The 23515-nt window shown below is 73.7% G+C and carries 23 protein-coding genes; 7 read left to right on the top strand and 16 right to left on the bottom strand.

Annotated elements, in window-relative coordinates:
• Window positions 1-26: 26 nt before the first annotated feature.
• The 4 genes from ACX9MN_RS18030 to ACX9MN_RS18045 all read right to left on the bottom strand — a co-directional run bounded on the left by ACX9MN_RS18030 (window position 27) and on the right by ACX9MN_RS18045 (window position 3876).
• Window positions 27-1355: an FMN-binding glutamate synthase family protein gene (locus tag ACX9MN_RS18030; protein WP_489725012.1), complete on the bottom strand. Its 1329-nt coding sequence runs from the start codon at window positions 1353-1355 to the stop codon at window positions 27-29.
• Window positions 1356-1458: 103 nt separating this feature from the next.
• A complete protein-coding gene (locus ACX9MN_RS18035) occupies window positions 1459-2145 on the bottom strand; it encodes a GltB/FmdC/FwdC-like GXGXG domain-containing protein (protein ID WP_020095169.1) in 687 nt (228 codons plus the stop codon).
• A gap of 34 nt (window positions 2146-2179) precedes the next feature.
• Entirely contained in the window at window positions 2180-3088 is a 909-nt protein-coding gene (locus ACX9MN_RS18040) for a class II glutamine amidotransferase (RefSeq protein ID WP_020095168.1), read from the bottom strand.
• 101 nt (window positions 3089-3189) lie between these two features.
• Window positions 3190-3876, bottom strand: a complete 687-nt coding sequence (locus ACX9MN_RS18045) for a helix-turn-helix domain-containing protein (RefSeq protein WP_020095167.1) — start codon at window positions 3874-3876, stop codon at window positions 3190-3192.
• 308 nt (window positions 3877-4184) lie between these two features.
• On the opposite strand from ACX9MN_RS18045, the gene ACX9MN_RS18050 reads away from it, so the two are divergent.
• Genes ACX9MN_RS18050 through ACX9MN_RS18065 form a run of 4 tightly spaced genes read left to right on the top strand, consistent with a single transcriptional unit; the run spans window position 4185 to window position 7525 of the window.
• Entirely contained in the window at window positions 4185-5639 is a 1455-nt protein-coding gene (locus ACX9MN_RS18050) for an FAD-binding oxidoreductase (protein ID WP_205833571.1), read from the top strand.
• A 59-nt stretch (window positions 5640-5698) separates the two neighbouring features.
• Entirely contained in the window at window positions 5699-6118 is a 420-nt protein-coding gene (locus ACX9MN_RS18055) for a DUF4383 domain-containing protein (RefSeq protein WP_026605246.1), read from the top strand.
• Window positions 6115-7242, top strand: a complete 1128-nt coding sequence (locus ACX9MN_RS18060) for a hypothetical protein (RefSeq protein ID WP_043713076.1) — start codon at window positions 6115-6117, stop codon at window positions 7240-7242. The genes ACX9MN_RS18055 and ACX9MN_RS18060 overlap by 4 nt, the downstream gene beginning before the upstream one ends.
• Entirely contained in the window at window positions 7226-7525 is a 300-nt protein-coding gene (locus tag ACX9MN_RS18065) for a hypothetical protein (protein ID WP_020095163.1), read from the top strand. The genes ACX9MN_RS18060 and ACX9MN_RS18065 overlap by 17 nt, the downstream gene beginning before the upstream one ends.
• Before the next feature lie 46 nt (window positions 7526-7571).
• Here the strand turns inward: ACX9MN_RS18065 and ACX9MN_RS18070 are convergent, their stop codons facing one another.
• The 11 genes from ACX9MN_RS18070 to ACX9MN_RS18120 form a co-directional block, all read right to left on the bottom strand.
• Window positions 7572-7916, bottom strand: a complete 345-nt coding sequence (locus ACX9MN_RS18070) for a hypothetical protein (RefSeq protein ID WP_020095162.1) — start codon at window positions 7914-7916, stop codon at window positions 7572-7574.
• Window positions 7917-8044: 128 nt separating this feature from the next.
• Entirely contained in the window at window positions 8045-8971 is a 927-nt protein-coding gene (locus ACX9MN_RS18075; protein ID WP_020095161.1) for a lysozyme inhibitor LprI family protein, read from the bottom strand.
• A gap of 91 nt (window positions 8972-9062) precedes the next feature.
• Window positions 9063-9482 carry a hypothetical protein gene (locus tag ACX9MN_RS18080; protein ID WP_020095160.1) on the bottom strand — a complete coding sequence of 140 codons (420 nt, stop codon included), beginning with the start codon at window positions 9480-9482 and terminating at the stop codon, window positions 9063-9065.
• A gap of 141 nt (window positions 9483-9623) precedes the next feature.
• Window positions 9624-10433, bottom strand: coding sequence for a hypothetical protein (locus ACX9MN_RS18085; protein ID WP_026605244.1), 810 nt, complete (start codon window positions 10431-10433; stop codon window positions 9624-9626).
• 67 nt (window positions 10434-10500) lie between these two features.
• Window positions 10501-11268 carry a hypothetical protein gene (locus tag ACX9MN_RS18090; protein ID WP_020095159.1) on the bottom strand — a complete coding sequence of 256 codons (768 nt, stop codon included), beginning with the start codon at window positions 11266-11268 and terminating at the stop codon, window positions 10501-10503.
• Between the two features lie 52 nt (window positions 11269-11320).
• Entirely contained in the window at window positions 11321-12652 is a 1332-nt protein-coding gene (locus ACX9MN_RS18095) for a hypothetical protein (RefSeq protein ID WP_020095158.1), read from the bottom strand.
• Between the two features lie 12 nt (window positions 12653-12664).
• On the bottom strand, window positions 12665-14092 hold the full coding sequence (locus ACX9MN_RS18100; RefSeq protein ID WP_020095157.1) for a peptidoglycan-binding protein: 1428 nt from the start codon (window positions 14090-14092) through the stop codon (window positions 12665-12667).
• Entirely contained in the window at window positions 14089-15450 is a 1362-nt protein-coding gene (locus ACX9MN_RS18105) for a hypothetical protein (protein ID WP_026605243.1), read from the bottom strand. The genes ACX9MN_RS18100 and ACX9MN_RS18105 overlap by 4 nt, the downstream gene beginning before the upstream one ends.
• A gap of 22 nt (window positions 15451-15472) precedes the next feature.
• On the bottom strand, window positions 15473-17428 hold the full coding sequence (locus ACX9MN_RS18110; RefSeq protein WP_489725013.1) for an AAA family ATPase: 1956 nt from the start codon (window positions 17426-17428) through the stop codon (window positions 15473-15475).
• 85 nt (window positions 17429-17513) lie between these two features.
• Window positions 17514-18614: an AAA family ATPase gene (locus ACX9MN_RS18115; RefSeq protein WP_020095155.1), complete on the bottom strand. Its 1101-nt coding sequence runs from the start codon at window positions 18612-18614 to the stop codon at window positions 17514-17516.
• A 3-nt stretch (window positions 18615-18617) separates the two neighbouring features.
• Window positions 18618-19211 (bottom strand): hypothetical protein, encoded by a 594-nt coding sequence (locus tag ACX9MN_RS18120; protein ID WP_020095154.1) that lies wholly within the window; start codon window positions 19209-19211, stop codon window positions 18618-18620.
• Between the two features lie 274 nt (window positions 19212-19485).
• On the opposite strand from ACX9MN_RS18120, the gene ACX9MN_RS18125 reads away from it, so the two are divergent.
• The 3 genes from ACX9MN_RS18125 to ACX9MN_RS18135 all read left to right on the top strand — a co-directional run bounded on the left by ACX9MN_RS18125 (window position 19486) and on the right by ACX9MN_RS18135 (window position 23133).
• Window positions 19486-20118 (top strand): LuxR C-terminal-related transcriptional regulator, encoded by a 633-nt coding sequence (locus tag ACX9MN_RS18125; RefSeq protein WP_020095153.1) that lies wholly within the window; start codon window positions 19486-19488, stop codon window positions 20116-20118.
• 79 nt (window positions 20119-20197) lie between these two features.
• On the top strand, window positions 20198-21055 hold the full coding sequence (locus tag ACX9MN_RS18130; protein ID WP_106735945.1) for a hypothetical protein: 858 nt from the start codon (window positions 20198-20200) through the stop codon (window positions 21053-21055).
• A gap of 431 nt (window positions 21056-21486) precedes the next feature.
• On the top strand, window positions 21487-23133 hold the full coding sequence (locus tag ACX9MN_RS18135) for a hybrid sensor histidine kinase/response regulator (protein WP_020095150.1): 1647 nt from the start codon (window positions 21487-21489) through the stop codon (window positions 23131-23133).
• Between the two features lie 17 nt (window positions 23134-23150).
• On the opposite strand, the gene ACX9MN_RS18140 is transcribed toward ACX9MN_RS18135, so the two are convergent.
• Window positions 23151-23447 carry a hypothetical protein gene (locus ACX9MN_RS18140; protein WP_020095149.1) on the bottom strand — a complete coding sequence of 99 codons (297 nt, stop codon included), beginning with the start codon at window positions 23445-23447 and terminating at the stop codon, window positions 23151-23153.
• Between the last annotated feature and the right edge of the window lie 68 nt (window positions 23448-23515).

Genomic DNA, 23515 nt, shown 5'->3' on the forward strand with positions numbered 1-23515 from the left:
GGCGCGACCGGCGGGGTTGAAGGGCCCTAGAAGCCCGCTTTGCCCGGGTACCAGTCGGTGCCGGCCAGCGGCACGCGGGCCATGGCGGCGGCCTCGAGCGTCAGCGCCACGAGGTCCTCGGGCTCCAGATTGTGCAGGTGGTTGTGGCCGCAGGCGCGGGCGATGGTCTGCGCCTCCAGGGTCATCACCTTCAGGTAATTGGCGAGCTTCCGGCCGGCGCGGACCGGGTCGAGGCGGGCCGCCAGCTCGGGATCCTGCGTGGTGATGCCCGCCGGGTCGCGGCCCTCGTGCCAGTCGTCGTAGGCACCCGCGGTCGAGCCGAGCTCGCGGTACTCCTCCTCGTAGGCCGGGTCGTTGTCGCCGATGGCGACGAGCGCCGCGGTGCCGATCGAGACCGCGTCCGCCCCGAGCGCGATGGCCTTGGCGACGTCCGCGCCCGAGCGGATGCCGCCCGAGATCACGAGCTGCACGCTCCGCTGCAGGCCGAGATCCTGCAGCGCCTGCACGGCGGGGCGGATGCAGGCGAGCGTCGGCTGGCCGACATGCTCGATGAACACGTCCTGAGTCGCCGCCGTGCCGCCCTGCATGCCGTCGAGGACGACGACGTCGGCCCCGGCCTTCGCGGCGAGCGCGGTGTCGTAATAGGGCCGGGCGCCGCCGACCTTCACGTAGATCGGCTTCTCCCAGTCGGTGATCTCGCGCAACTCGCCGATCTTGATCTCGAGATCGTCCGGGCCGGTCCAGTCCGGGTGCCGGCAGGCGGAGCGCTGGTCGATGCTCTTGGGCAGGTCGCGCATGGCGGCGACCCGGTCGGAGATCTTCTGGCCGAGCAGCATGCCGCCGCCACCGGGCTTCGCGCCCTGGCCGACCACCACCTCGATGGCGTCGGCGCGCCGGAGGTCGCGCGGGTTCATGCCGTAGCGGGAGGGCAGGTACTGGTAGACGAGGATGTCGGAATGGCCGCGCTCCTCGTCGGTCATGCCGCCGTCCCCCGTGGTGGTCGAGGTGCCGGCCAGCGTAGCGCCGCGGCCGAGGGCCTCCTTGGCGTTGGCGGACAGGGATCCGAAGCTCATGCCGGCGATGGTGATCGGGATCTTCAACGCGATCGGTTTCTTGGCAAATCGCGTGCCGAGGGTGACGCCGGTCCCGCAGGCCTCCCGGTAGCCCTCCAGGGGATAGCGGGACATCGAGGCGCCGAGGAACAGCAGGTCGTCGAGATGCGGGAGCTTGCGCTTCGTGCCGCCGCCGCGGATGTCGTAGATGCCGGTGGCCGCGGCCCGGCGGATCTCCGCCAGGGTGTGGTCGTCGAAGGTCGCCGACTTGCGCGGCGGCATCGGCGGGTTCTGATAGGTCATGCCCGGTCTCCCGCTTGAGCCGCTCCCGATCGGGAGCGGCTTTAAGTCCTTGATTCGACGCGCTCGCTCGCGCCGAACCGGTATCCACTCCGGCGGCGCGCTCTCAGTAGGCGTCGGCGTTGTCGATGTTGAAGCTGTAGAGTTTGCGGGCCGAGCCGTAGCGCCGGAACTCTTCCGGCCGGACGTCCGCGACCCCGGCGCGGTCCAGCAGGGCCGCGAGGTGCGCGCGGTGCTCGGGGCGCATCGGTTTCTCGATGCAGTCGGCCCCGAGGCTCTTCACGCTGCCGCGGACGAACAGCTTCGCCTCATAGAGCGAGTCGCCTAACGCCTCGCCGGCATCGCCCAGGACCACGAGGGATCCGGACTGGCCCATGAAGGCCGACATGTGCCCGATCGAGCCGTGCACGACGATGTCGATCCCCTTCATGGAGATGCCGCAGCGCGAGGCCGCGTTGCCCTTGATGACGAGGAGGCCGCCGCGCCCGGTGGCGCCGGCATATTGCGAGGCGTCGCCCTCGATCACGACCGTGCCGGACATCATGTTCTCGGCGACGCCCGGGCCCGCCGAGCCCTGCACCGTGACGGTGCCGCCGTCGTTCATGCCGGCGCAGTAGTAGCCGACCGGGCCGCGCACCGTGACGGTGACGGGCCCGTCGATCCCGACCGCGACCGCGTGCTGGCCCCGCGGGTTCAGCACCTCGAATTCGGTGTCGTTGGCGCCCGGCGCGACGCCGTGGAGGGCCTGGTTCAGGGCGCGCAGGGGCGTCGCCGCCAGATCGAAGACGGGCATGGGCGAGATCCGTGAAGGCTGCGGGGGGAGCGGCTCAGGCGGCCTGCCGCTGATCCCAGAAGTAGACGGTCGCCGGCTCGGGCTCCCAGACGCGGGCGGATTCGATCCCCGGCAGGCCGACGAGCGCCCGGTATTCCGAGCCGAAGGCGACGTAGCGCTCGGTCTCCGTCATGATCGCCGGCTTGCAGGCGATCGGGTCGCGCAGCACGCCGAAGCCGGACTTGGTGCCGACCACGAAGGTGAAGAACCCGTCGAGATCCGTGAGCGCCCCCGCGAGCGCCGCGCCGAGGTCCCGGCCACGCGCCATCGCGGTGGTGAGATAGGCCGCCGCGACCTCGGAATCGTTCTCCGTCTCGAAGGCCATGCCGGCCCGGGCGAGGCTCCGGCGCAGGTTGTTGTGGTTCGACAGCGAGCCGTTATGGACGAGGCACTGGTCGGCGCCCGTCGAGAACGGGTGCGCGCCCATCGTGGTCACGGCCGATTCCGTCGCCATCCGGGTGTGGCCGATGCCGTGGGTGCCCGACATTCCTGCGATGCCGAAGCGCGCCACCACGTCCTTCGGCAGGCCGACCTCCTTGTAGATCTCGACGCTCTCGCCCGCGCCCATCACGCGCAGATCGGGCGCGAGGCCCTTCAGGGCATCGCGCGTCGCGGCGAGGCAGTCGGACGCCACGGTGATGACCGCGTGCGAGCTCTTCACCGCCACCCGCGCCGAGCCGCCGGAGGCCTCCGCGAGGCGCTGCTCCAGGGCGGGGAAATCCGCCTCCGGGCGTGCCGACTGCACGGTGATCTTCGACAGGCCGGGGGCCGGCGGCCGGTAGATCGCGAGGCCGGCCGAGTCCGGCCCCCGATCCGTCATGGTGACGAGCATGTCGGCGAGCAGCGCGCCGAGCTGCGGCTCCAGGGCGGGGTCCTTCAGGAACAATCCGACGATGCCGCACATGGCACCACCTCCGTCGCGGGTTCGCCCGGAGCATAGGCGGCCTGCGCGGCGGAAATCAACCCTCAAGAAATAAGATTTCTTCTTGAGAACAACGCGGCCCGTCAGCCGGTGCGGCCCGACTGCGGATACGCGATCACCGAGAGGTAGCGGGCCGGCAGCACGAGCAGCTCCGCCGGCCCGTGCGGGGCATCGGCGTCGAAGAACAGGCTGTCGCCGGGCTGCATGTGGAAGTGCCGGTCCCCGTGCCGGTACAGCACCTCGCCCTCCAGCATGTAGAGGAACTCCAGGCCGGGGTGCTGGAAGGTCGGGAACACGTCCGAATCGGTCGTGAGCGTGATCAGATACGGCTCGACCGTCACGCCGCTGGTGTTCTCGTGGATGTGCCCGAGCAGGTTGTACTGGTGCCCGGCCCGCGTGCCGCGCCGCTCCAGCTCGATCCCCTCCCCGGCCTTGACGAAGACCGCGTTGCGGACCTCCTCGTAGCCGCGGAAGAAGCCGGTGATCGGCATGCCGAGCGCCTGGGCGAGCAGCTGCAGCGTCGTCAGGGACGGCGAGATGTTGCCGTTCTCGATCTTCGACAGCATGCCGGGCGACAGGCCGGTCGTCGCGGCGAGGTCCGCCGAGGTGATGCCGAGCCGCTTCCGGCGCTCGCGCACCGCGTGGCCGATCGCGCGCTCGAGGTTGTTCTCGCGCGGCTCGCGGACGGCGTGCGGATCCTGCAGCAGGACCGGCTCCCGCTCCGGCCGCGGGGCCTCCCCTGCCGTCCGGTTCGAAGCGCCTGACGGCATGGCGGATCTCCCTCCTCGGCGATCGTGGGCTCCGGCCAAGCGGGTCCTCCGCCGCCGTGCCGTGGCCCCGGACGCCTGTCAACGTCGCGATCCGCGACCCGTCGAAGAATCGCGGTTGAGGACGGATCGGCGCGCGGCGCCGACGGCCGGAGCGCGGGCGCTCGACCGCGCCGGGGGCGGCGTGGCATCGTCCCGGCCGGCGGCGCACCGCGCTCCGTGCGTGATCTCACGCCGCCGGATCCGAACCCGTCGCAGGGTTGGCCGGCGGGGCGAGCCGGTCGCCCCGCCGGCGCGAATCGAGGGTGGGCATGGCCGGGACAGGACCGAGCAGGCGCGGGATCCTCGCGGGCGGCGGCGCCGCGGCGGCCGCCGCGCTGCTGCCGCGGACGGCCCGGGCCGCGCCGCGGATCATCCTCAACGACGCGAGCGGCCTCAACCCGACCCCGGTGACGCGCCACGCCGTGCTCCCGACGGGCTCGACCGACGCCCTGATCGAGGCCGTGCGCGCCGAGATCCGGGACGCCGCCGCCGCCGGCCGGCCTGTCGCCGTCGGCGTCGCCCGCCATTCCATGGGCGCCCAGAGCCTCGCCCGCGACGGGACGGCCGTGACCCTGGAGGGCGGCCCGATCGAGCCCGACACAGCCGCCGGCCTCTACCGGGTCGGGGCCGGCGCGCGCTGGTCGCAGGTCATCCGGCAGCTCGACCGGATCGGCTACTCGCCGACGGTCATGCAGTCGAACAGCGATTTCGGGGTCGGCTCGACCTTCTGCGTCAACGCCCACGGCTGGCCCGCGCCGCACGGCCCGTTCGGCTCCACCGTCCGCGCCCTCCGCCTCGTCCTGGCCGACGGCAGCCTCGTGACCTGCTCCCGCGAGGAGAACGCCGAGCTGTTCGGGCTGGCGATGGGCGGCTACGGCCTGTTCGGCATCGTGGTCGACCTCGTGGTCGAGATGGTGCCGAACCGCCTCCTGACGCCGACCTTCGCGGTGATGCCGGCCGCGGATTTCGCGCCGGCCTTCGCGGCGGCGGTGGCGCGCGACGCCCGCCTGCGGATGGCCTACGGCCGGCTCTCGGTTGCGCAGCCCGGATTCTTCGACGAGGCGATCCTCGTCACCTACGCGGAGACCGAGCACCCGCCGCAGGTCCTGCCCGCGGCGGCCGCGCAGGGGGCGTTCTCGGCGGTCTCGCGGGAGATCTACCGGGCCCAGGTCGGCAGCGAGTTCGGCAAGCGCGCCCGCTGGATCGCCGAGACCCGGCTCAACCCGACCCTGGATCCCGGCCTCGCCACCCGCAACAGCCTGATGAACGAGCCGGTCGCCAACCTCGCCTCGCGCGACCGCAGCCGCACCGACATCCTGCACGAGTACTTCGTACCGCCCGAGCGCTTCGACGCGTTCCTCGCCGCCTGCCGCGAGACCATCCCGCGCTCGGGCTGCGACTGCCTCAACGTCACCCTGCGCTACGTGGCGGCGGACCCGGACTCGACGCTGGCCTACGCGCCGGGCCCGCGGATCGGCGCGGTGATGTCGTTCTCGCAGGGGCTCACCCCAGGCGACGAGGCCGCGATGATGCGCATGACCGAGGCCCTGATCGAGCGCGTCGTGGCGATCGGCGGGGCCTATTACCTGCCCTACCGCCTGCACGCCCGGCGCGACCAGATGGCCCGGGCCTATTCGAAGCTCGACGCCTTCGTGGCGGCCAAGCGCCGCTACGATCCGGGGCTGCTGTTCCGGAACGCCCTGTGGTCGACCTACATGGCCTGACCGCGCCCCGGCACGGATCCGCCTCGCGCGGGCCGCGCGTGCCGACTCAGGAGACGCCCATGAGACCCACGCCCCCACAGGTGGCCGCCCTCGCCTTCGCGGCCATCCTGCTGTTCGCCGCCGCCACCGACTACGTCCCGGCCTTCCGGGACGCGGAGGGCCGCGTCTTCGGCCTGTTCCGGCTCGACGTCTACAAGGACGCGCTCCACCTCGCCTCCGGCCTGTGGGCGCTCGCCGCCGGCCTGTGGTCGCGCTCCGCCGCCGTGACCTTCCTGCGGGCCTTCGGGGCGATCTACCTGCTCGACGGCGTCGTCGGCGTGCTCACCGGGTCGAGCTTCCTCGACCTGTCGCTGTTCCTGAAGGGCTTCCAGGACAGCCCGCTCCTCTCCAACGGCCCGCACCTGAGCCTCGGCCTCGCCGGCGTCGTGCTCGGCTGGTGGCCGTGGCGCGCCCGGACCGCGGCCGGGGTCGCCGCGTGAGCCCCCGGCCCCCCCGCCGCCGGCGACGGGTCGTCCGCTGGGCGGTCGCCGGCCTCGCCGTTCTGGCCCTCGCCTGCGCCCTGCCCGTCGCGGCGATCGAGGGGGGCTGCACTGTCAGGCCCGATCCCGCCGGGCCGGGGCGTTCGGCGGGCGGCTCGCGCTTCGGGATCGCCCCCGAGGGCTACAAGCGCGCGGCCGGCGACAGCTACCTCACCTTCCCCGAATGGGACATCGTCCACGCCTACGCGGACCTCGCCGGGGTGACGCGTTCCGCCTCGGAATCGGCCTTCGACTACTGGGCGGCGACGACGGGCTTCTGGACGAGCCTGTGCGGAGCGACCCGGGCGGCCGGGCGCACCGGCGACGTCACCGCGGGCCAGAAAGTCACCAACTACGTGATCGGCCTGAGCTTCACGGCCGAGATGTTGATCCAGGGCGCCTACGAGCGCACCCTCGGGGCGCTGACCGCGTGGTGGCGGGGGCCGGAGCCGACGGACGAGGACCGGTTCAACGCCCGGCTGCTCGGGGATTACGCCGCGTTCCTGCGCCAGACCCCCTGGTACCGCTACCCGTTCGACGCGGAGCTGTCGCGGCTCTGGCACGAGGTCCCGTTCACGCCGTCCCTGCGGGCGGTCGAGCGGCGCGGCGCGCTCACGCTGCAATACGGGGTGAAATGGGCCTACGCCCAGGGGATCGCGTGGCTCGCCGGGATGGACCCGGCCGGCCTGACGATCCGCAGCGTCGTGGCGGGGCTCGATGCCGGCGACGCGGCCGCCGACCCGCGCATCACCCTCCTCGGCCCCGTCCCGGCCGGCGACGGCGGCCCGGCCGCCCTGATGGAGACGCCGCGCTACCGGGCCTTCACGGAGATCGTCCGGGGCCTCGGCGCGCGGGGCCGGAACGTCCTGGAGATCGCCGGCAACCACCGGATCCTCACCACCGTCCTCCTGCCGCCGGGCCGGACGGTCACCCTCGGCGGGGCCGAGCCGCTGTTCGCGATGCCGATCCAGTCCGAGCCGGGCTGGCAGCGCGTCGGCTACGACACCGCGGTAGAGCAGCTCGTCGCGCAGATCCGCGACGTGGAGGCCGCGGGGGGCCGGTTCGAGCATGCCTACGATTACTGATCGGCGCCCCCGGCGCGGCCTGCCGGTCGGCGCCGTCGCGGCGGCGCTCGCCGGGGGGCTCGGCGTGACCGCGCTGACCGCCCTCGCGGTCCAGCCGGAGACCGTGGTGGCGCTCGGGAACCCCGCCGCCCTGGCGGCCGCCGACGACGGGGCCCTGGTCTCGGCCGGCCGCGCGTATCTGGTGCTCCGGCCCGCCGCGCCGGGCGCGGTCCGGCGCCTCTACGCGGGCGGCGCCTGGCTGGTCCTGCCGGCGCCCGGGACCGGCTGCCTCGGCGTGCGCTGAGGACAGCGCCCGCGGGGCGGCCGGAGGGCCGGCCGCGGGCCGGTGCTCAGTAGGGATCGGATCGCTCGAGGATCTCCTGCCCCATCAGCACGCAGCTCCCGGGCATCGGCGCGTAGATCAGCCGGATCCGATACGCGCCCTTGTAGATGCTGCCCTCCACCTCGATCACCTGGAAGCGCCGCGTCCCGACCAGGGACGCGACGGTGCCGACGGACCGGACGGACGCGGGATCGACCGTGGCCCGCGCGTCGCCGTCGCTGTGGAAGCGCAGCAGCTTGAGGGCCTGCCGCTCGGCGTCGGCCGCGCAGGGGGGAATGGGGGCCGCGACCGCGGCGGTCGCGGCCAGGCCCGTCACGGCGATCAGCGGCAGCGCCCGCAGGATCCGTCTCATCGGCACGCGACCCCGTACTCGTGGACCTCGGGCAGTTCGCCGTCGCCCGTCGTGGTCACCGAGAGCGTGCCGGCGGCCCCGGGCCGGCGCAGGGCCCGGATCAGGCGCGGGGGCGTGCGGTCCCATCGTCACCGGCTGCTCGGGGCGCCCGCCGGCGCGGGCGGGCTCGATCCCGGGGCCGTCCGGGCCGCCGAAACCGGGTCGGGCGGCGGATAGGCGGGGTCGGTCAGGCACGCCGAGAGCCAGGTCTCGGCATCGGCGTCCGGGGCCAGCTCGACGTCGAGGACGGGCCGAGGTCCCGCGGGTGCCGCCGCGCCGGCGACGGCCGGGGCGGCAGGCCGCGCCCAGCGGCCGTCGGCGCTGTCGGGACCCGGGCATTCCGCGTCGTCGCCCCCGCCGATCGTGCAGGTCGCGACCGTGCGCGCGGCGCCGTCGACGACCCGCGCGACCGTGCGCGTCTCGGAGGTGTGGCCGCTCGCCCAGTCGTCGGACAGCGTGCAGACCCGGTCGCCGTTCTGGTAGCGCCGGCTGCCGAAGCACCCGTAGACCCGGTCCTGCCCGACGGGCAGGAAGTCGCACGCCGTGTCGAACCCCGCGAAGGGGCCGCCGGTGAACCGCGCCGCGAAGGCCCGCTGCCGCTGCGCCGCCGCGATCCAGTGCGGTCGGGCGGGATCGCTCTTCGAGCGGCCGGACAGGTCCTCGGTCCGTGCCCGGATCGCCTTCAGCACGACGGCGCGCGCGTCGGCCGCGTCCAGGTCGCCGAGCCACGTGTCCCGGGCCGCCACCCAGCGTTTCTGGCTGGCGACCAGCATCGCGCGGATCTCGGCGTCGTCCGTGCTGTGCAGGAGGCCGGAATAGGCCGCACCCAGGGCGGCGTCCGCCTTCCGGAGCGCCGGGTCGGCGCAGATCACGCGCTCGAGTGGGCTGGCCGCCTTGCGGCAGTCGATCGCGCGGGCCGACGACGGCGCCAGGAGGGTTGCGGCGAGGAAAGCGGCGAGGGCTGCCGCGAGGGTGGCCGCCGGGAGGCGCGTCACGGCCGGCCCCGCGCTGAGCATCGCCCCGAACCTTGCCCCGAAGCTCGCACCGGACTGCGCATCGGAACCTCGCCTCTGGGCCGCGTGCCTGGAGCCGGTCGGCATCGGGGGCCTAATGCGCCGCGGCATCGACGATGCGGCACAGGTTCTGGTCGACGTCCTGGCCGATCTGGCCGGCCTGCACCATGAACAGGGCGTCGACCCGGCTGCCCGCCCCGGCCTTGCGCACGACGACCCGCAGCGTCTGCGGTCGCCCCGAACCGGATGTCTCCTGCTGGGCCGTCAGGGTGCCGAGCGCCTTCTCCACGTGCACGCCCACGAACCCCTCGGCCAGGACCGCCCGCGTCACCCGGTCGAACGCGGCCCTGGGGCTGACCGAGGGGAAGATCATCCACGTCTTGTAGGTGATGGCCTGGAGCATCGGCGTCCCCTCGCTCCGGTAATGGTCGCGGCACGTCTCCGCCGCGGCCGCCGGGAGCGGGAGCGTCGATAGGATGGCCGCGTAGATGGACGCGTTCCGCATCGATCCCATGGGGCGCCTCTCACTTCGCTCTGCTGGTGGTTCTACTGGTGGCTCTGTCGGTGACCTGCCGGACCTGTGCAGCGGGGGCCCGGTCAGGCGTGGATTCGCCGGATGAGCGAGGCCGGGCCGCACCGGCCGGCCCCGCGGGTCTCAGAGCTGCGGCGTGGCCGCTGGCCGGGGGCGCGGCGCCGGCGCCATCGCGCGTGGCGGCGGAGGCTCGGTCCGAGGCGGCGCGCCGGGCGCGTCCGCCGCGGCCGCCTCGGACTTCGGAGGCTCCGCGACCGGTGCCGGCCGCGGGGCCGCGACCGAGCCGCGGACCGTGTCGCGCAGGAAGTCGCCGGTGCTGGTGCCGGCCTCCCGGGGGGCCGGAGCCGGCGTCGCCCGGGCCGCCGGCGCGGCCTGCCCGGCGCCGCCCGCGCGCGGGACGGGCGCCTGCGACACCGCCGGGGCCCGGCGGGGCTCGCCCGGCGGCACGGTGATCCGGAACGTGTACGGCACCGTGGACCCATCCCCGAAGGTGACGTCGATCGACAGGGTGTCGAGTCCGGAGAAGTCGGGCCGTGCCGTGTAGTAGAGCGACATCGAGTCCTTCTTGGCGTCCTCGCAGCCGTCCGGCTGCCGGATCTGCGCCCCCGTCTCGTCGACCTTGCCGCTGAGGATCCGGAACTCGCGCCGCTGCTCGATGCGCCCGCCGCGCGGCGGCCTGACGAGCTCGATCGTGGCCGCGCGCGAGCGGCACCCCTGCGTGGCGAAGTAGTAGGTGAAGCCCTGGAGGAAGATCCGCTGGCCGGCGCGCGCGGTCTTGTTCTCCACCTCCGCCCGGGCCGGCAGGGCGAGGCAGAGCGGCAGGCAGAGCGGCAGGCAGAGCGCCGATCCGAGGGCGAGGACGCCGGCGCCGGCGCGCCGACGCGGTCGGGTCGGTGCCGCGGATCGGGGGGCGTTCGGGAGGCGCTGATGCACGGGACTCGTCCTCGGCTTGGCGGTGGGGGTGCGGGCGGCCGGTCCGGCCGTCCGCGCCGGAGCTGCGTCAGAGCTGCGGCGCGGCGGGCGGGCGCGGTGGTGCCAGCTGCTGCTGCGGCGGCGGTGCGGGCGTGCCGGGCACGGGCGCCGCGGCCTCGGCGGCTTTCGGGGGCGGCGCGGCCGGCGCCGGCCGGGTGGCCGAGACCGCGCCCCGGACCGCGTCGCGCAGGAAGTCGCCGGTGCTCGCCTCCCGGGGCGCCGGAGCCGGAGTCGCAGCCGGAGTCGCGGCCGGAGTCGCCCGCTCGGCGGGAGCGGCGCGCGCCGCCGGGGCCGGCCGCGCGAGGCCCGCGTCGCGGGGGGCAGGTGCCTGGGACACCGCCGGCGCCCGCCGACCCTCGCCCTCGGGCACCGTGATCCTGTAGGTGTAGGTGGCCTCCTCGCCGGTGACGAAGGTGACGATCACCGACACCGTGTCGTGGCCGGCGAAGTCGGGCCGGGCCGTGTAGTAGAGCGTCCGCGCGTCCCGCTCGACGTCCTGGCAGCCGTCCCGCGACGGGGTGCCGTCGATGTTCTGGCCGAGGACCAGGAACTCGCGCCGCTGCTCGATGCGGCCGCCGCGCGGGGGCGTGACCAGCTCGATCGCGGCCGCCGGAACGGACGGGCAGCCCGGTCGGGTCTCGTGGGTGGCGTAGCCGTCGAGGCGGACCCGCTCCCCGGGCCGCGCGGTCACGCTCGTGGATCCCGCGAGCGCCGGTCCCGCGAGGCAGAGCCCCAGGAGGCCGACGAGGATCCCGGTGCCGCCGGCCCCTCCCGTCGTCGCAACGCGTCGTGCCATGGGATCCTCCTCGGGTTCGCGGGTCGGGCGATTCCGGTCCGCGGCGAGAGCCTCACTTCGCGTCGCCGCGCGTCAGGACCGGCTTGCCGCCGTCGGTGCGGAACCGGACCGCGTAGGTGCTGTTCGCCGACTGGGCGTTGCAGGTGATGACCACCGGGCCGCCCATCGGGTTGGGCATCTCGCAGGTGCCCTTGACCTTGAAGGTCGACTGGTCGCGCTCGGCGTACATCAGCTCGTCGACGGGCTGGTGCAGGGTGCCGCCCTCGACGAAGCCCTTGGCCGAGGCCATGAACGCCATGGCCTTGCCGTCGGTGGTGCCGAAGATGAACCCGGCCTTCGGGCTGCCGACGACGGAGGTGTTCACCGCCTCCGGGGCGCAGGTCGCGGTGAGGTCCTCCCCGTCCATCATCAGGGACTCGCAGCGGCCCTTGAAGGACAGCTTCAGGAACGTGCCCGGCGGCGGATCGCGCCCCTCCGCGCCGTCGCGCGGCGGAGGCGGCGCCTGTGACGGCGCCTGTGACGGTGGCGGCGACGGCGGCGTCTCGGGCGGGGCCGGAGCCCGGGCCTCGGCCCGCCGGTCCCAGCCGCCGCGGGGCTGGCCGGGCTGCCAGACGCAGAGACGGGCGCCGTCATTGTCCCAGCAGGGGCCGCTCGGCGACAGGGCGCCGAGGGCCTCGGCGGCGCGCAGGCCCCCGGACGACCCGTTCCAGAAGGCCGTGGCCTTCAGCGGGTTCTGCGGGTCGCGGACGAGCTGCGCCACGACGTCGAGCTTGCCCGCGGCGTAGGAGCGGATCTCGAAGCCGCGGGCACCGGTCTGCCCGGTCTCCGACCGGAACTGGCAGGCCCCGTCGAGGCGGACATCGCCCGCGACCTCGAGGTAGCAGTCGGCGGCCCGCGGGGCGCCGGCCTCGGGCGCCGCCGCGGGGGCGCCGCCGAAGCCGGGGCGGCCCTCGCCGACCTTCCAGGCGCAGATCCGGCTCCGGGACCCGGTCCAGCAGGCGCCCTCCGCGGTGACGCTGTCGGCGGGGCCGTCCTCGGGCTTGCCGCCGGGCTCCCGGTTCCAGGTCGCCGTGCCCTGGCCGGGCGCCGTCACCGACACGACCACGCCGTCGCGCAGGTAGCCGTTGGTGTAGGTGGCGAGGCGGAACCCGCCCACGCCGTAGCTGCGCGCGTCGGTCAGGAACTCGCAGACCCCGTCGATGACGGTCCTGCCGTCGGCCGCGAAGAAGCAGTCGGCCTTGCGGACCTTGATCTGCGCCTGCGCGGCGGCGGGCAGGAGGAGGCCGGCCAGCAGGCCCGCCATCAGGGCGGCGGTGCGGTGGCCGATGCGGCTTCCGGCCCTGGGGGCCGGGAACCGCGCGGGATCCTTGCGGCGGGGACCCATGATGGCCGTCTCCTATGGATTGCCGAGGAGGCGGCGCGCCGCCTGGATGGTCCGGTCGTTGCGCTGGTCGACGACGCGGCCCTGGTAGAGATTCCGGTCGGCGAGGCGCTGCTGGAGGGCGGCCCAGAAGCCGGCGCCCCACTGGTCCTGCTCGAGATTCTGCAGGATCTCGGTGGACTTGAGCTCGAGGGCGCGGATCGTCAGGTCGGCCGCCTTCGCGGGATCCCGCTGCAGGCCGGCGCCGCCGAGGTCGTACAGGAAGGCCGCCGAGGCCGCCGCGGGGGCGAAGGAGCGCTCGACCGCGAGGCGCTCGAGATAGCGGCTCGCGAGGGGGCCGTCCGGCGCGGTGACCCGCTGCTCCTTGTTGGCCGGGGACAGGTGCATCGCGGCGTAGAGGTACTGCGCCACCGGGACGCCGCTCTCCGCCAGGCCCCGGAGCTTCGCCGCGTCGGCGGCGTTGGAGACCGCGCTCTTCGACAGCGCGATGAGGTCCTCGACGCTCGGCGTCGCCGCGGGCGGTGCCGGAGGCGGCGGGCCGGCGGGCTTTCCGGCTCCGCTGTTGCCGGCTCCGGGGTTGCCCGCCCCCGCACTGCCAGCTCCCGCGTTGCCCTGCGGGCCGGCACCCCGGCCGGCCAGGGCCTGCACGGCCGCGCGCGTCTGCGGCGTCGCCGTCCCGTCGGCCGGCCCGGTGTAGAAGCCGCGCTTGGCGAGGTCGCGCTGGATCGCCGCCACGAGGTCGGGGGGCTGGCGGCCGAGCTCGTCCGTGAAGGTGGTGACCGCCCGCGGCAGCTTGGCCGCCACCGTGTTCATGTAGAGGTCGGCGGCCTTCTGCGGATCCCGCGGGACGCCGCTCCCGGCATCGGTGTAGCAGCCGGCGATCCAGTAGAGCGTCGACCAGGAATCGAGGTAGTTGTTCCGGACCGCGACCGGGTTCGCCTGGAAGGCCAGCCCGTAGCGGCAGCCCCGCTTGAGATCGTGCTGGCCGCGGGCGGGGTCGAGCAGGAGCTCGGTCATGCCGCGCTGGGCCCCGGGGAAGCCGAGGTCGGCGGGCTTCTGGTAGTAGGTCAGCGCCTTGGCGGCGTCGGGCTTGACCGGGTTCTTGGCGTAGACCGCGGCCCATTCGGGATTGTAGAGGGCGCCCATGAACGAGCGGGCGCTGACGTCGCCGGCCTCGGCGGCCGTCCGCAGCTTCTCGAAGGCGGCCCGGTCGCCGTCCTTGCCGGCCTTGTCGAGCAGGTCGAGATAGAGCTTCTCGTTCTCCTTGCTGTCGGCGGGCTTGCCCCACTCGCCCGCGGGCTTCAGCAGCGCCAGGGCGAGGCCGGCCAGGAGGGCGACCGCGGCCTGGGGCAGGACCAGCCAGGCGAGGCGGTAGCGCGCGTCCGCGTACCAGAGCGTCGCGTGCGCCCGGAGCCGGTCGGTCCCGATCGTGACGCCGCTCATGACTTGGCTTTCATGTAGGCGCGCAGGGCCGTGATGACCGCGGAATTGCGCTTGTTCTCGACCGGGAGCGTGTAGAAGCCGCGGGCGGTCAGCGCGGCCTGGATCGCGCCCCAGAACCCGTCGCTCCAGTTGCCCGCCTCCGGGAACAGCAGCCAGAAGGTGATCTGGTCGTCCTTGAGGTCGACGCCCCGCAGGGCGAGGGCGGCGGCCTTCCGGGGATCCTTGGCGACGTTGCCGTAGCCGGAATCGTACAGCACCGCCGCCTCGCCGGCCGCCATGCCGTTGCCGGCGGCCGCGGCGCGCTCGTAGGCGGCGACGGCGACCTGCGCGTCCGGCGCGAAGACGTCGCCCTTGTTCATCACCGGGTTGAACAGGCGCGCGTAGGCGGTGAGCGCGTCCGCGTCCCCGGCCTCGGCGCGGCTCTTCAGGTCGGCCATCTTCCGCCGGTCGCCGGTCCGGGCGGCGGCCTGGAGGGCCAGCACCTCCGGATCCGGGCCCTTGGGCGTCACCCGCCGCGGCTCGGGCCGCGGGGTCGCGACCGTGTTGGTGATCCCCGCCTCCACCTGGAGGGCCGTGATGATCCCGGGATTGGGCCGCCCGTCCACCGGGCCGATGTACCGGCGCTGCTCGGCCAGGTGCCGCTGGATGCCCGACACCAGGGCGGGGTTCTGCTGCCCGAGATTGTTGATGAAGGCGTCCATCGTCGGCCGGTGGCGGCGCCACAGCACCGCGGTCACCAGCCCCCCGGCCCGCACCGGGTCCTGCGGCAGGCCGCTCTCAGGCTCGACGTAGCAGGTGGCGAGCTTGACGGTCAGCCGCTCCTCGCCGGTGATCGTGCGCTCGAGCGTCTCGGGGGCGTCGATCCAAGTCTGGGCCAGGCGGCAGCCGCGCCGGAGGTCGCGGTTGGGGTTGGCCGGGTCGAGCAGCACGTCCGCGAGGCGCGTGACCGCCAGGAGATCGCCGATCGCGGCGCCCGGTCCGTAGAGGGCGGCCGCCCGGTCGAAATCGTTCGGCGCGGGCTTGTTCGGGAAGTAGGCGGCGGTCAGGGGGTCGTAGAGCGTCCCGAGCTTGGTCGCGGCGTCGATCTGGCCCTGGGTGGCCGCGGCGGTCAGCGCGTCGAACGCCTTGCGGTCGCCGTCCTTGCCGGCCCGGTCGCGCAGGGCGCTCAGCTCGGCGAGCCGCGCCTTCGAGGCGGTGGCCGGCTGACCCCAGACACCCTGCGCGGCCAGCGCCATGCACAGGCCCGCCACCGCGCAGGTCACGGCCTGCGGCAGGGCGAGCCAGGCCAGGCGGTATCGGCGATCGTCGTACCAGAGGGCCGCGTGCGCGCGCAGCCAGTCCTCGCGGGCGATGCTCATGGCTGCGACGGCTCCCGGGCCGTCACGACAGGGCGGCGGCGCGCGGGGCCCCGCCGCCGAGCGCCCGCTCGACATCCACGAGCTCGAACTGGCCGTAATCGCCCAGGGGATCGCTGGCGAGGCGCATCGCCTGGGCCTCGCGCAGGCGCTCCAGGAGCGTGCGCATCTCGCGGGCATTCGCCCAGTCGTGCCGCTGCGCGCGCTGCTCGACCCACGGGATCAGCAGGGTCTCGAAGCGCGGCGGCAGCCGGAACGATTGCCGCGACGCCATCAGGCGCAGGATCTCGACGAGGTCGTACGGGTCGTAGGCCGGGAACGCGACGGTCTTGGTGAAACGGCCGGCGAGGCCGGGATTCGTGTCGATGAACCGGGCCATGTCGCCGGTGTAGCCGGCGACGATCACGATGATCCGGTCGCGGTTGTCCTCCATGAACTTGAGGAGGGTGTCGATCGCCTCCTTGCCGAAGTCGCTGCCGCCCCCGCCGCCCTCGGCCAGCGTGTAGGCCTCGTCGATGAACAGGATGCCGTCGAGGGCCTCGCGGCAGCGCTCCAGGGTCTTGGCCGCGGTCTGGCCGACGTAGCCTGCCACCAGCCCGGCCCGGTCGACCTCGACCACGTGCCCCTTCCGCAGGACGCCGAGCGTCCGGAAGATGTCGCCCATGATGCGCGCCACCTCGGTCTTGCCGACGCCGGGGGGCCCGGTGAAGACCATGTGCTGGCTCACCGCGCCGACCTCGATGCCCTCGGCGCGGCGCCGGGCATCGACCAGCACCCGCGCCGCCACGATCTTCACCTGCTCCTTGACCGGCGCGAGCCCGATCATCGCGTCGAGGCGGGCCATGACCTTCCGGGCCGCGTCCATGTCGACCGCGCCGCCGGCTTGGCGGCCGAGGGCCGCGGCGATGTCGGCGGGTTCGAGCCGGTTGATGTCGCCGCCGGGGCTGGCGGCGAGGCGCAGCGCCTGCGCCTGGCGGGCCTTCTCCAGGACCGTGCGCATCTCGCGGGCGTTGGCCCAGTCCTCGGCCTTCGACCGGGCCCCGACATAGGCGGCGAGGTCCTTCTCGAACCCCTCCGGCATGACGAAGCCCTGGCCCGCGGCCATGCGCTTCAGGATCTCGGCGAGCTCCGGCGGGCTGTAGGGCGGGAACTCGACGGTCTTGGTGAACCGGCTGGCGAGACCGGGATTCGCGTCGATGAACCGGCGCATGTCGTTGGTGTAGCCGGCGACGATCACGATGATCCGGTCGCGATTGTCCTCCATGAACTTGAGGAGGGTGTCGATCGCCTCCTTGCCGAACTCGCCGCCGCTCCCGCCGCCGGGAGCCAGCGCGTAGGCCTCGTCGATGAACAGGATGCCGTCGAGGGCCTCCTTGCAGCGCTCCAGGGTCTTGATCGCGGTCTGGCCGGCGTAGCCCGCCACCAGCCCGGCCCGGTCGACCTCCACGAGGTGGCCCTTGCGCAGCACTTTCAGCGCCTTGAAGACGCTGCCGAGGACCCGCGCCACCTCGGTCTTGCCGACGCCGGGGGGGCCGGTGAACACCATGTGCTGGCTCATGGCCGCCACCGGCAGGTTCTGGGCGCGGCGCTGCTGCTCCACCTGCATCCGGGCGATGACGCCCTTCACCTCCAGCTTCACGGGGTCGAGCCCGACCATGCCGTCGAGGGTCGCGAGCGCGGTGGCCAGGAGGTCCTTCTTCTCCGCGGCCGCGCCGTCGTCGACGAAGCGGATCGGGCGGATCTTGCGGCTCGCCCGGGCCCGGTCCAGGGCGCGCCGCGTCGCCTCGATCCGCGCCGGGATGTAGCTCGCCGCGAGCAGGCCGCCGACGAGGCCGCCGAGGATCAGGCCGTTGCGCAGCAGCGCCGACGGCGTCGCGGCGAGCGACCCGAGCACGTCCGGCCGCAGGGCGACCAGCAGGCCGGTGGCACCCAGCACGATGACCGCGAAGAGCGCGACCGGATGCTTGTCGAGGCGTTCCATGGACGTGGTGAACCTTGGTGCTGGCCCTGGTGATGGCCTGGGTGCTGGCCTGGGTGCTGGGCGCGCGTGGCCCCTCGGGCCGCCCTCAGGCGTCCTCGCCGGTGGCGCGGAGCAGATCGACGATCTCCAGGCGGCGCAGGTCGCCGCCCTGGAGGGCGACCCGGGCGGCCTGGGCCTCGCGGGCCTTCTCGAGGAGGGTGCGCATCTCGCGGGCGTTCGACCAGTCGTCGGCGCGGGACCGCTGCGCGAGCCAGGGGGTCAGCGCCGCCTCGAACCCCTCGGGGAGCGCGAATTGCTGCCGGGCCGCCATGCGCTTCAGGATCTCGCAGAGATCCTTCGGGCTGTAGGGCGGGAACTCGATAATCTTGGTGAACCGGCCGGCGAGGCCGGGATTCGTGTCGATGAACCGGCGCATGTCGTTGGTGTAGCCGGCGACGATCACGATGATCCGGTCGCGGTTGTCCTCCATGAACTTGAGGAGGGTGTCGATCGCCTCCTTGCCGAAGTCGCCGCCGCCCCCGCCGCCGGCGGCCAGGGTGTAGGCCTCGTCGATGAACAGGATGCCGTCGAGGGCCTCGTGGCACTTCTCGAGGGTCCTGGCCGCGGTCTGGCCGACATAACCAGCCACCAGGGCCGCGCGGTCGACCTCCACGAGATGCCCGCGGCGCAGCACCTCGAGGGACCGGTAGATCTCGCCGATCGCCCGCGCCACCTCGGTCTTGCCGACGCCGGGGGGGCCGGTGAACACCATGTGCTGGCTGATCGCCGCCACCGGCAGGCCCTCGGCGCGCCGCCGCTGCTCCAGCTCCAGCCGCGCGATCAGGGCGTTGACCTCGCGCTTGACCGGCGCGAGCCCGACCATGGCCTCGAGATTCGCGATCACGGCCTCGGGGGACCGGGCCTCCACGACCCGGCGCGGCGCCACGATCAGGCGCGGCAGGGCCAGCAGGCCGCCGGCCGGCTGCCCGAGGCCGGCCTCCGCCTTCCGCGCGGCCGTCGCGGTCGCGGCGAGGCCCAGAGCCGCCAGCAGGGCGACGGCGATCCCGATCGCCGCCTTCCAGCGCAGCTCCGGCCCGGCGGCGTTCCACCAGGCGATCGGGCCGTAATCGGTGCTCAGCAGGAGCGGGGTGAGGACCGCGACCACCAGCCCGGAGACGACGAAGGGGAGGATGGCGGATTTCGACATCCGTCAGCCTCCGCAGGGCTTGCTGGTATTCCAGATCACGGGGATCCGCTGGACGCCGCCGGTCGTGTCGATCTTCAGGCCCGGCGTCAGCTCGACGAAGACGTCCTTGGCGGCGCCCTCGATGGTGATCTCGCCCTTGCCGGTCTCGTAGGGCGCCGGGAACGGGACCGCGATGTTGATCGGGCCGTCGGCGACGTTGAAGGCGGGGGACAGGTAGTTCCCGGCCCGGATGCGCACCACGCCGCCGGCATCGGCCGCCATCTTCGACAGGCGCATCTGGCCCAGCGGGGCTCGGCAGGCCTTGGCCTCCGCGACGATCTTGTCCTTCTCGTCGGAGGGCAGGGTCTCGGCGGCCTTGTCGATCTCGCCCGCCTTGACCAGCGTCAGGGCCGGCCGCGCGGCCGTCCCGGCGGTCTCGCCGCCGCCCGAGAGCAGCACGCCCGCGACGGCGCCCGCCGCCACCAGGCCGCCCACGATCGCGATGAGGCTCGGCGAGAGGCCCGCCTTGGCGGCGGGCGGGGCGCTCGGGGCCGCGCGGGGCTCGGAAAGCCTATCCTGAGCCTGCCGCTCAGCATTCTGGTGTTCGACTTCCGACATCCAGCGGGCCCCCGAACATGGAACGACGTAATTCGTGCGTCGCGTCGGCGCGCACGACATGACCTGCAGCCTCGCTCTTTTTGGAAAGATTCGAAGAAATTAGCGGGTCGATGCCTGTCACCATGACCGGCCGACTTCTAGGCAGGCGGAAAAAACCGGTCTACTAGTGTATATGACCTATCGTCGCAGCCTTGACACGCCGGGGATTTTCCTCGGCATGGCTCCGCGCCGCGACGTCATGGGGATAGATTCCGATGCTGCGACCGGGAGTGGCATGAACGGCTCCGCGCGAGAGACCCTGATCGTTGCCGACGATCACCCGCTGTTCCGCGAGGGCATGCGGCGCATCGCGGAGCGGCTCTACCCGCAGGCCCTGGTCCGGGAGGCCGCCACCATGGAGCAGGTCCTGGCGATGGCCCGCGCCGGAGCGCCCCCGCGGGCGTTCCTCCTCGACCTCCTGTTCCCCGGCCTCGATCCCCGCCACTCCATCGGCGCGCTGCGCGTCGAGTTCGAGCGGGCCTCGATCATCGTCGTGTCGATGATCGAGGACGAGAGCCTGATCCGGACCGTCATGGCCGAGGGTGCCGACGGCTTCATCGGCAAGGCGCTGCCCGCCGCGGAGATCGCCCAGGCGATCGCGGCGATCCGCGACGGCGAGTTCGTGATCCGGCGCAGCCCGGTCTCGGGTCTCGCCGCGCCGCGCGGCCCGCTCCCGCCCCTGACGCAGCGCCAGCGCGACGTGCTGCGCCTCGTCGCCCTGGGACGCACCAACAAGGAGATCGCCCGGGAACTCGAGATCTCCCCCTTCACCGTCCGCATCCACGTCTCGGCGCTCCTGCGCGCCCTCGACGTCACCTCCCGGTCCGCCGCGGCCGCGAAGGCCGCCACGGCCGGCGTCGGGGATTGAGGAGGCGGACCGTGCTGCGGGGCCGATCGTACACCTGTCCGAATGGCCCGGTGCCGGGCTCCGTGGCAGAGCCCGGCGCATGAGACGGGCGGGACGGGGAGACGGGCGCGCGGCCCGCGGGCGTTTTCTGACGGGCCCGGCCCTGGCGGTGCTGCCGGTGCTGGCGGCCGGACTGGCGGTCGGACTGGCTGCCGGGCTCGCTGCCGCGCCCGCCGCGGCCGATCCCGACCTCGCCATGCTGCCGCGCGCCACGGTGCTGGCGGCGATCTGCGGGCGGCCCGCCGACAAGGAGGCCGAGACCTGCCGGATGAAGGACGGCCGCACGGCGGAATTCTGGACCGCCGCGATGTTCTCCACCGAGACCGGGAGCCGGTTCACCGGCTTCGTCACGATGCCGGCCCCGGGCGCGGACGCCGCGGCGCCCGACCGGCTGAGCGTCGCGGCCGCCACCTACGTCCTCAAGGATATGCGCTGGCGCCTCGAAGACGTGCAGGTCCTGTCCGGCCGGATCGGGACCGGGAACCGCAACGGCGGCGCCCCGGAGGTGGACGAGCGGCTCGGCGCCGTGTTCAGGCCGCTGAGCCGGGGCCGCCTCCTGATGGGCCTGCGCCTCACGGTCTACGGGACGGCCGGATCGCAGGGCTTCTCGTACCTCCTCCTCCAGTTCCGCGACGCGCCGGCGCACTGGACGCTCGCGGGCGAGGTCGCGGCGGGCGCCGACGAGACGGCCGGCTGCTCGGAGGATCCCTGCCGGCTGGGATCGAGCACGGGACGGCTGGAGATCCTGCCGGAGGATCCGCGCGACCCCGCCGCGTGGCCCCCGGTCCGAGTCGCCCTGAGCGGCACCGTGCTGGGCGCGGACGGGGTGCTGCGTCCGGCCACGGACCGGGATGCCCGGGTCTATCGATTCGATCCGGGCGCCGGCACCTACCGCTGACGGCGCCCGCGACCGTGCGTGCGGCCGGTCGACGAGATCAGACCTGCAGTGAAGTAAAAAATAATCTGCCGCATATTTTCCGCAGGAACGTCTCGCTGCAGCACGGGGACCATTGTAGCGGAGACTGAATAAGCGGTTCTAGCACCGAAGACTCGTCCGCGCCGCCACATCGCGGGCTCCCGCCGCGTCTGGTGGCGTCGATCACCTTCAGGTAGACTTGTCAGATCTGTCCGCGATCGGCGACGGCGGCGCGCCGTTGCCCGGATCCCGGGCGGCGACGCGGCAGGGCGACTGCACGATGAAGCGACAGCGGGAGACCGGGGCCGGCACGGCGCGATTCAGGGCGGACGCCGCGGGGTCCGCTCCGGCGGAGCGGGTGCCCGGCCTCGGTCTCGGTCTCGGCGTCGCTGCCGAGCGGGCCTGAGCCGACGATGTTCGGGTCGCGGCGCCGGCGGGACGAGACGTACGACAACGAGAAGGCGCAGGCGCTGATCCGGGCCGTCGTCATCGGCCTCGCCTGCCTGTATCTCCTGCCCCAGATCTACGGCGGGATCGCCCCGCCGGAGGCCCGGTTCGTCGCCTATCTGGTGACGTGCCACTGGGTCTTCGCCGTGGCGCTGTACGGCTGGATCAGCCGCAACCCCGGCAGCAACACGCCGCGCCGCGTCGTCACCTTCCTCCTCGACCTCGGCGGGATGACCTACACGATGGCGGTGGGCGGCGCGCCGTTCCTGCCGCTCTACGCGATCGTCATCCGGCTGATCGTCGGCAACGGCCTGCGCTACGGCGTCACCGCCCTGAAGGCGTCCACGGCGGCGGCCCTGGTCTCGATCGCGGTCACCACGTACTTCAACGCGTACTGGCGCGCGAACCCGTTCCTCGTCCTGACGCTGACGGCCATCACCGTCCTCGTGCCGACCTACATCTACAGCCTGCTGGAGCGCCTGCGCGGCGCCTACGAGCGCGAGCAGGAGGCGAGCCTGTCCAAGTCGCGCTTCCTGGCGCAGGCGAGCCACGATCTGCGCCAGCCGATCCACGCCATCAGCCTGTTCACCGCCTGCCTGCGCGGCGCCCGGCTGGGGCCGGAGGAGCTGCAGATGGTCGAGAACATCGACCGGTCGCTGCAGAGCGTCTCGCGCCTGTTCAAGTCGCTCCTGGACATCTCGACCCTCGACAGCGGACGGGTGGAGCCCCGGCCCGAGCCCGTCGCGATCAACGACATCCTCGAGGATGTCCGGCGCCAGAACTCCGAGGCCGCCCAGATCGCCGGGACGGCCCTGCGCAGCCGCGCCTGCGCGGTCGTGGTGCGCACCGACCGGGCCCTGCTCACGACCATGGTCCAGAACATCGTCAACAACGCGATCAAGTACGCGCCCGGCCGGCCGATCCTGATCGCCTGCCGCCGGCGGGGCGACCGGCTCGCCATCCAGGTCTACGATCGCGGCCCCGGGATCCCGGTCGCGCATCAGGAGCGGGTCTTCGACGAGTTCTACCAAGTCCGCCGCCGCGGCGACCGGGACGTCGAGGGGGTGGGCCTCGGCCTGCCGATCGTCCGGCGGCTCGGCGCGCTCCTGGACCTGACGGTGACGCTGCGCTCGGTGCCGGGGCGCGGGACCTGCGTGACGATCGGTGACCTGCCCCTCGCCCGGGCCCCGCAGCCCGTGGCCCTCCCCGCCCGGCTCGACCCGCCGGCGACGATCGGCGGCCTGCGCGTGCTGCTGGTGGAGGACGACGCTGCCGTGCTGCGGGCGACCGCCAGCCTGCTGGAGAAATGGGGCTGCCGCGTCCGGCCCGAGACCGGGATCCCCGACGCCGTGCCGGAGATCGACCTCCTCATCACCGATTTCGAGCTCGGGAACGGCGTCACGGGGACGGACTGCATCGCGGCGGTCCGGAGGCTCGCCGGCCGCCCGCTGCCGGCGGTGGTGATGAGCGGCCACGACGAGGCGCGCGTGCGCGAGGATCTGGGGGCGCCGGACATCCCGATCCTCTCGAAACCGGTCCGGCCGGCCGAGCTGCGCTCCGTGCTCACCGCCGCGAGCCTCCGGCTGCGCCCCCGGCCGGCGCCGGCCGCGTGAGGCGCGCGGTCGGCGCCCTACCGGGCCGGTTCGCCCGGGGCCCTGCCCGGCCCCCTGCCCGGCTCCTCGCCGGGACGCGCGGTCCCCGTCCGGCCGCCCTGCTGGTCGAGCATCGCCCGGAGCAGCGCGTCCCGCGCGAGGCCGTGCTCGGTCGCGATGCGGTCCACGATCCGGAGCGCCTGCGCGGCGGGGGAGCGGTCCGTCACCGGCAATTGCGCGAAGGCTTGGCTGAGTCGCGTTCCCGCGACGTATCCGATGACGATCCCGACGAGGACGCCGCAGGCGCCGGCCAGGATCAGGACGCCGAACTTCATCACTCACCCGCCGGCTGCCGCGAGACTGCCGGCCTTCTGACCATCCCGCGCGGGTGATCTCAAGAGGC

The sequence above is a fragment of the Methylobacterium sp. 1A genome (assembly GCF_058072805.1).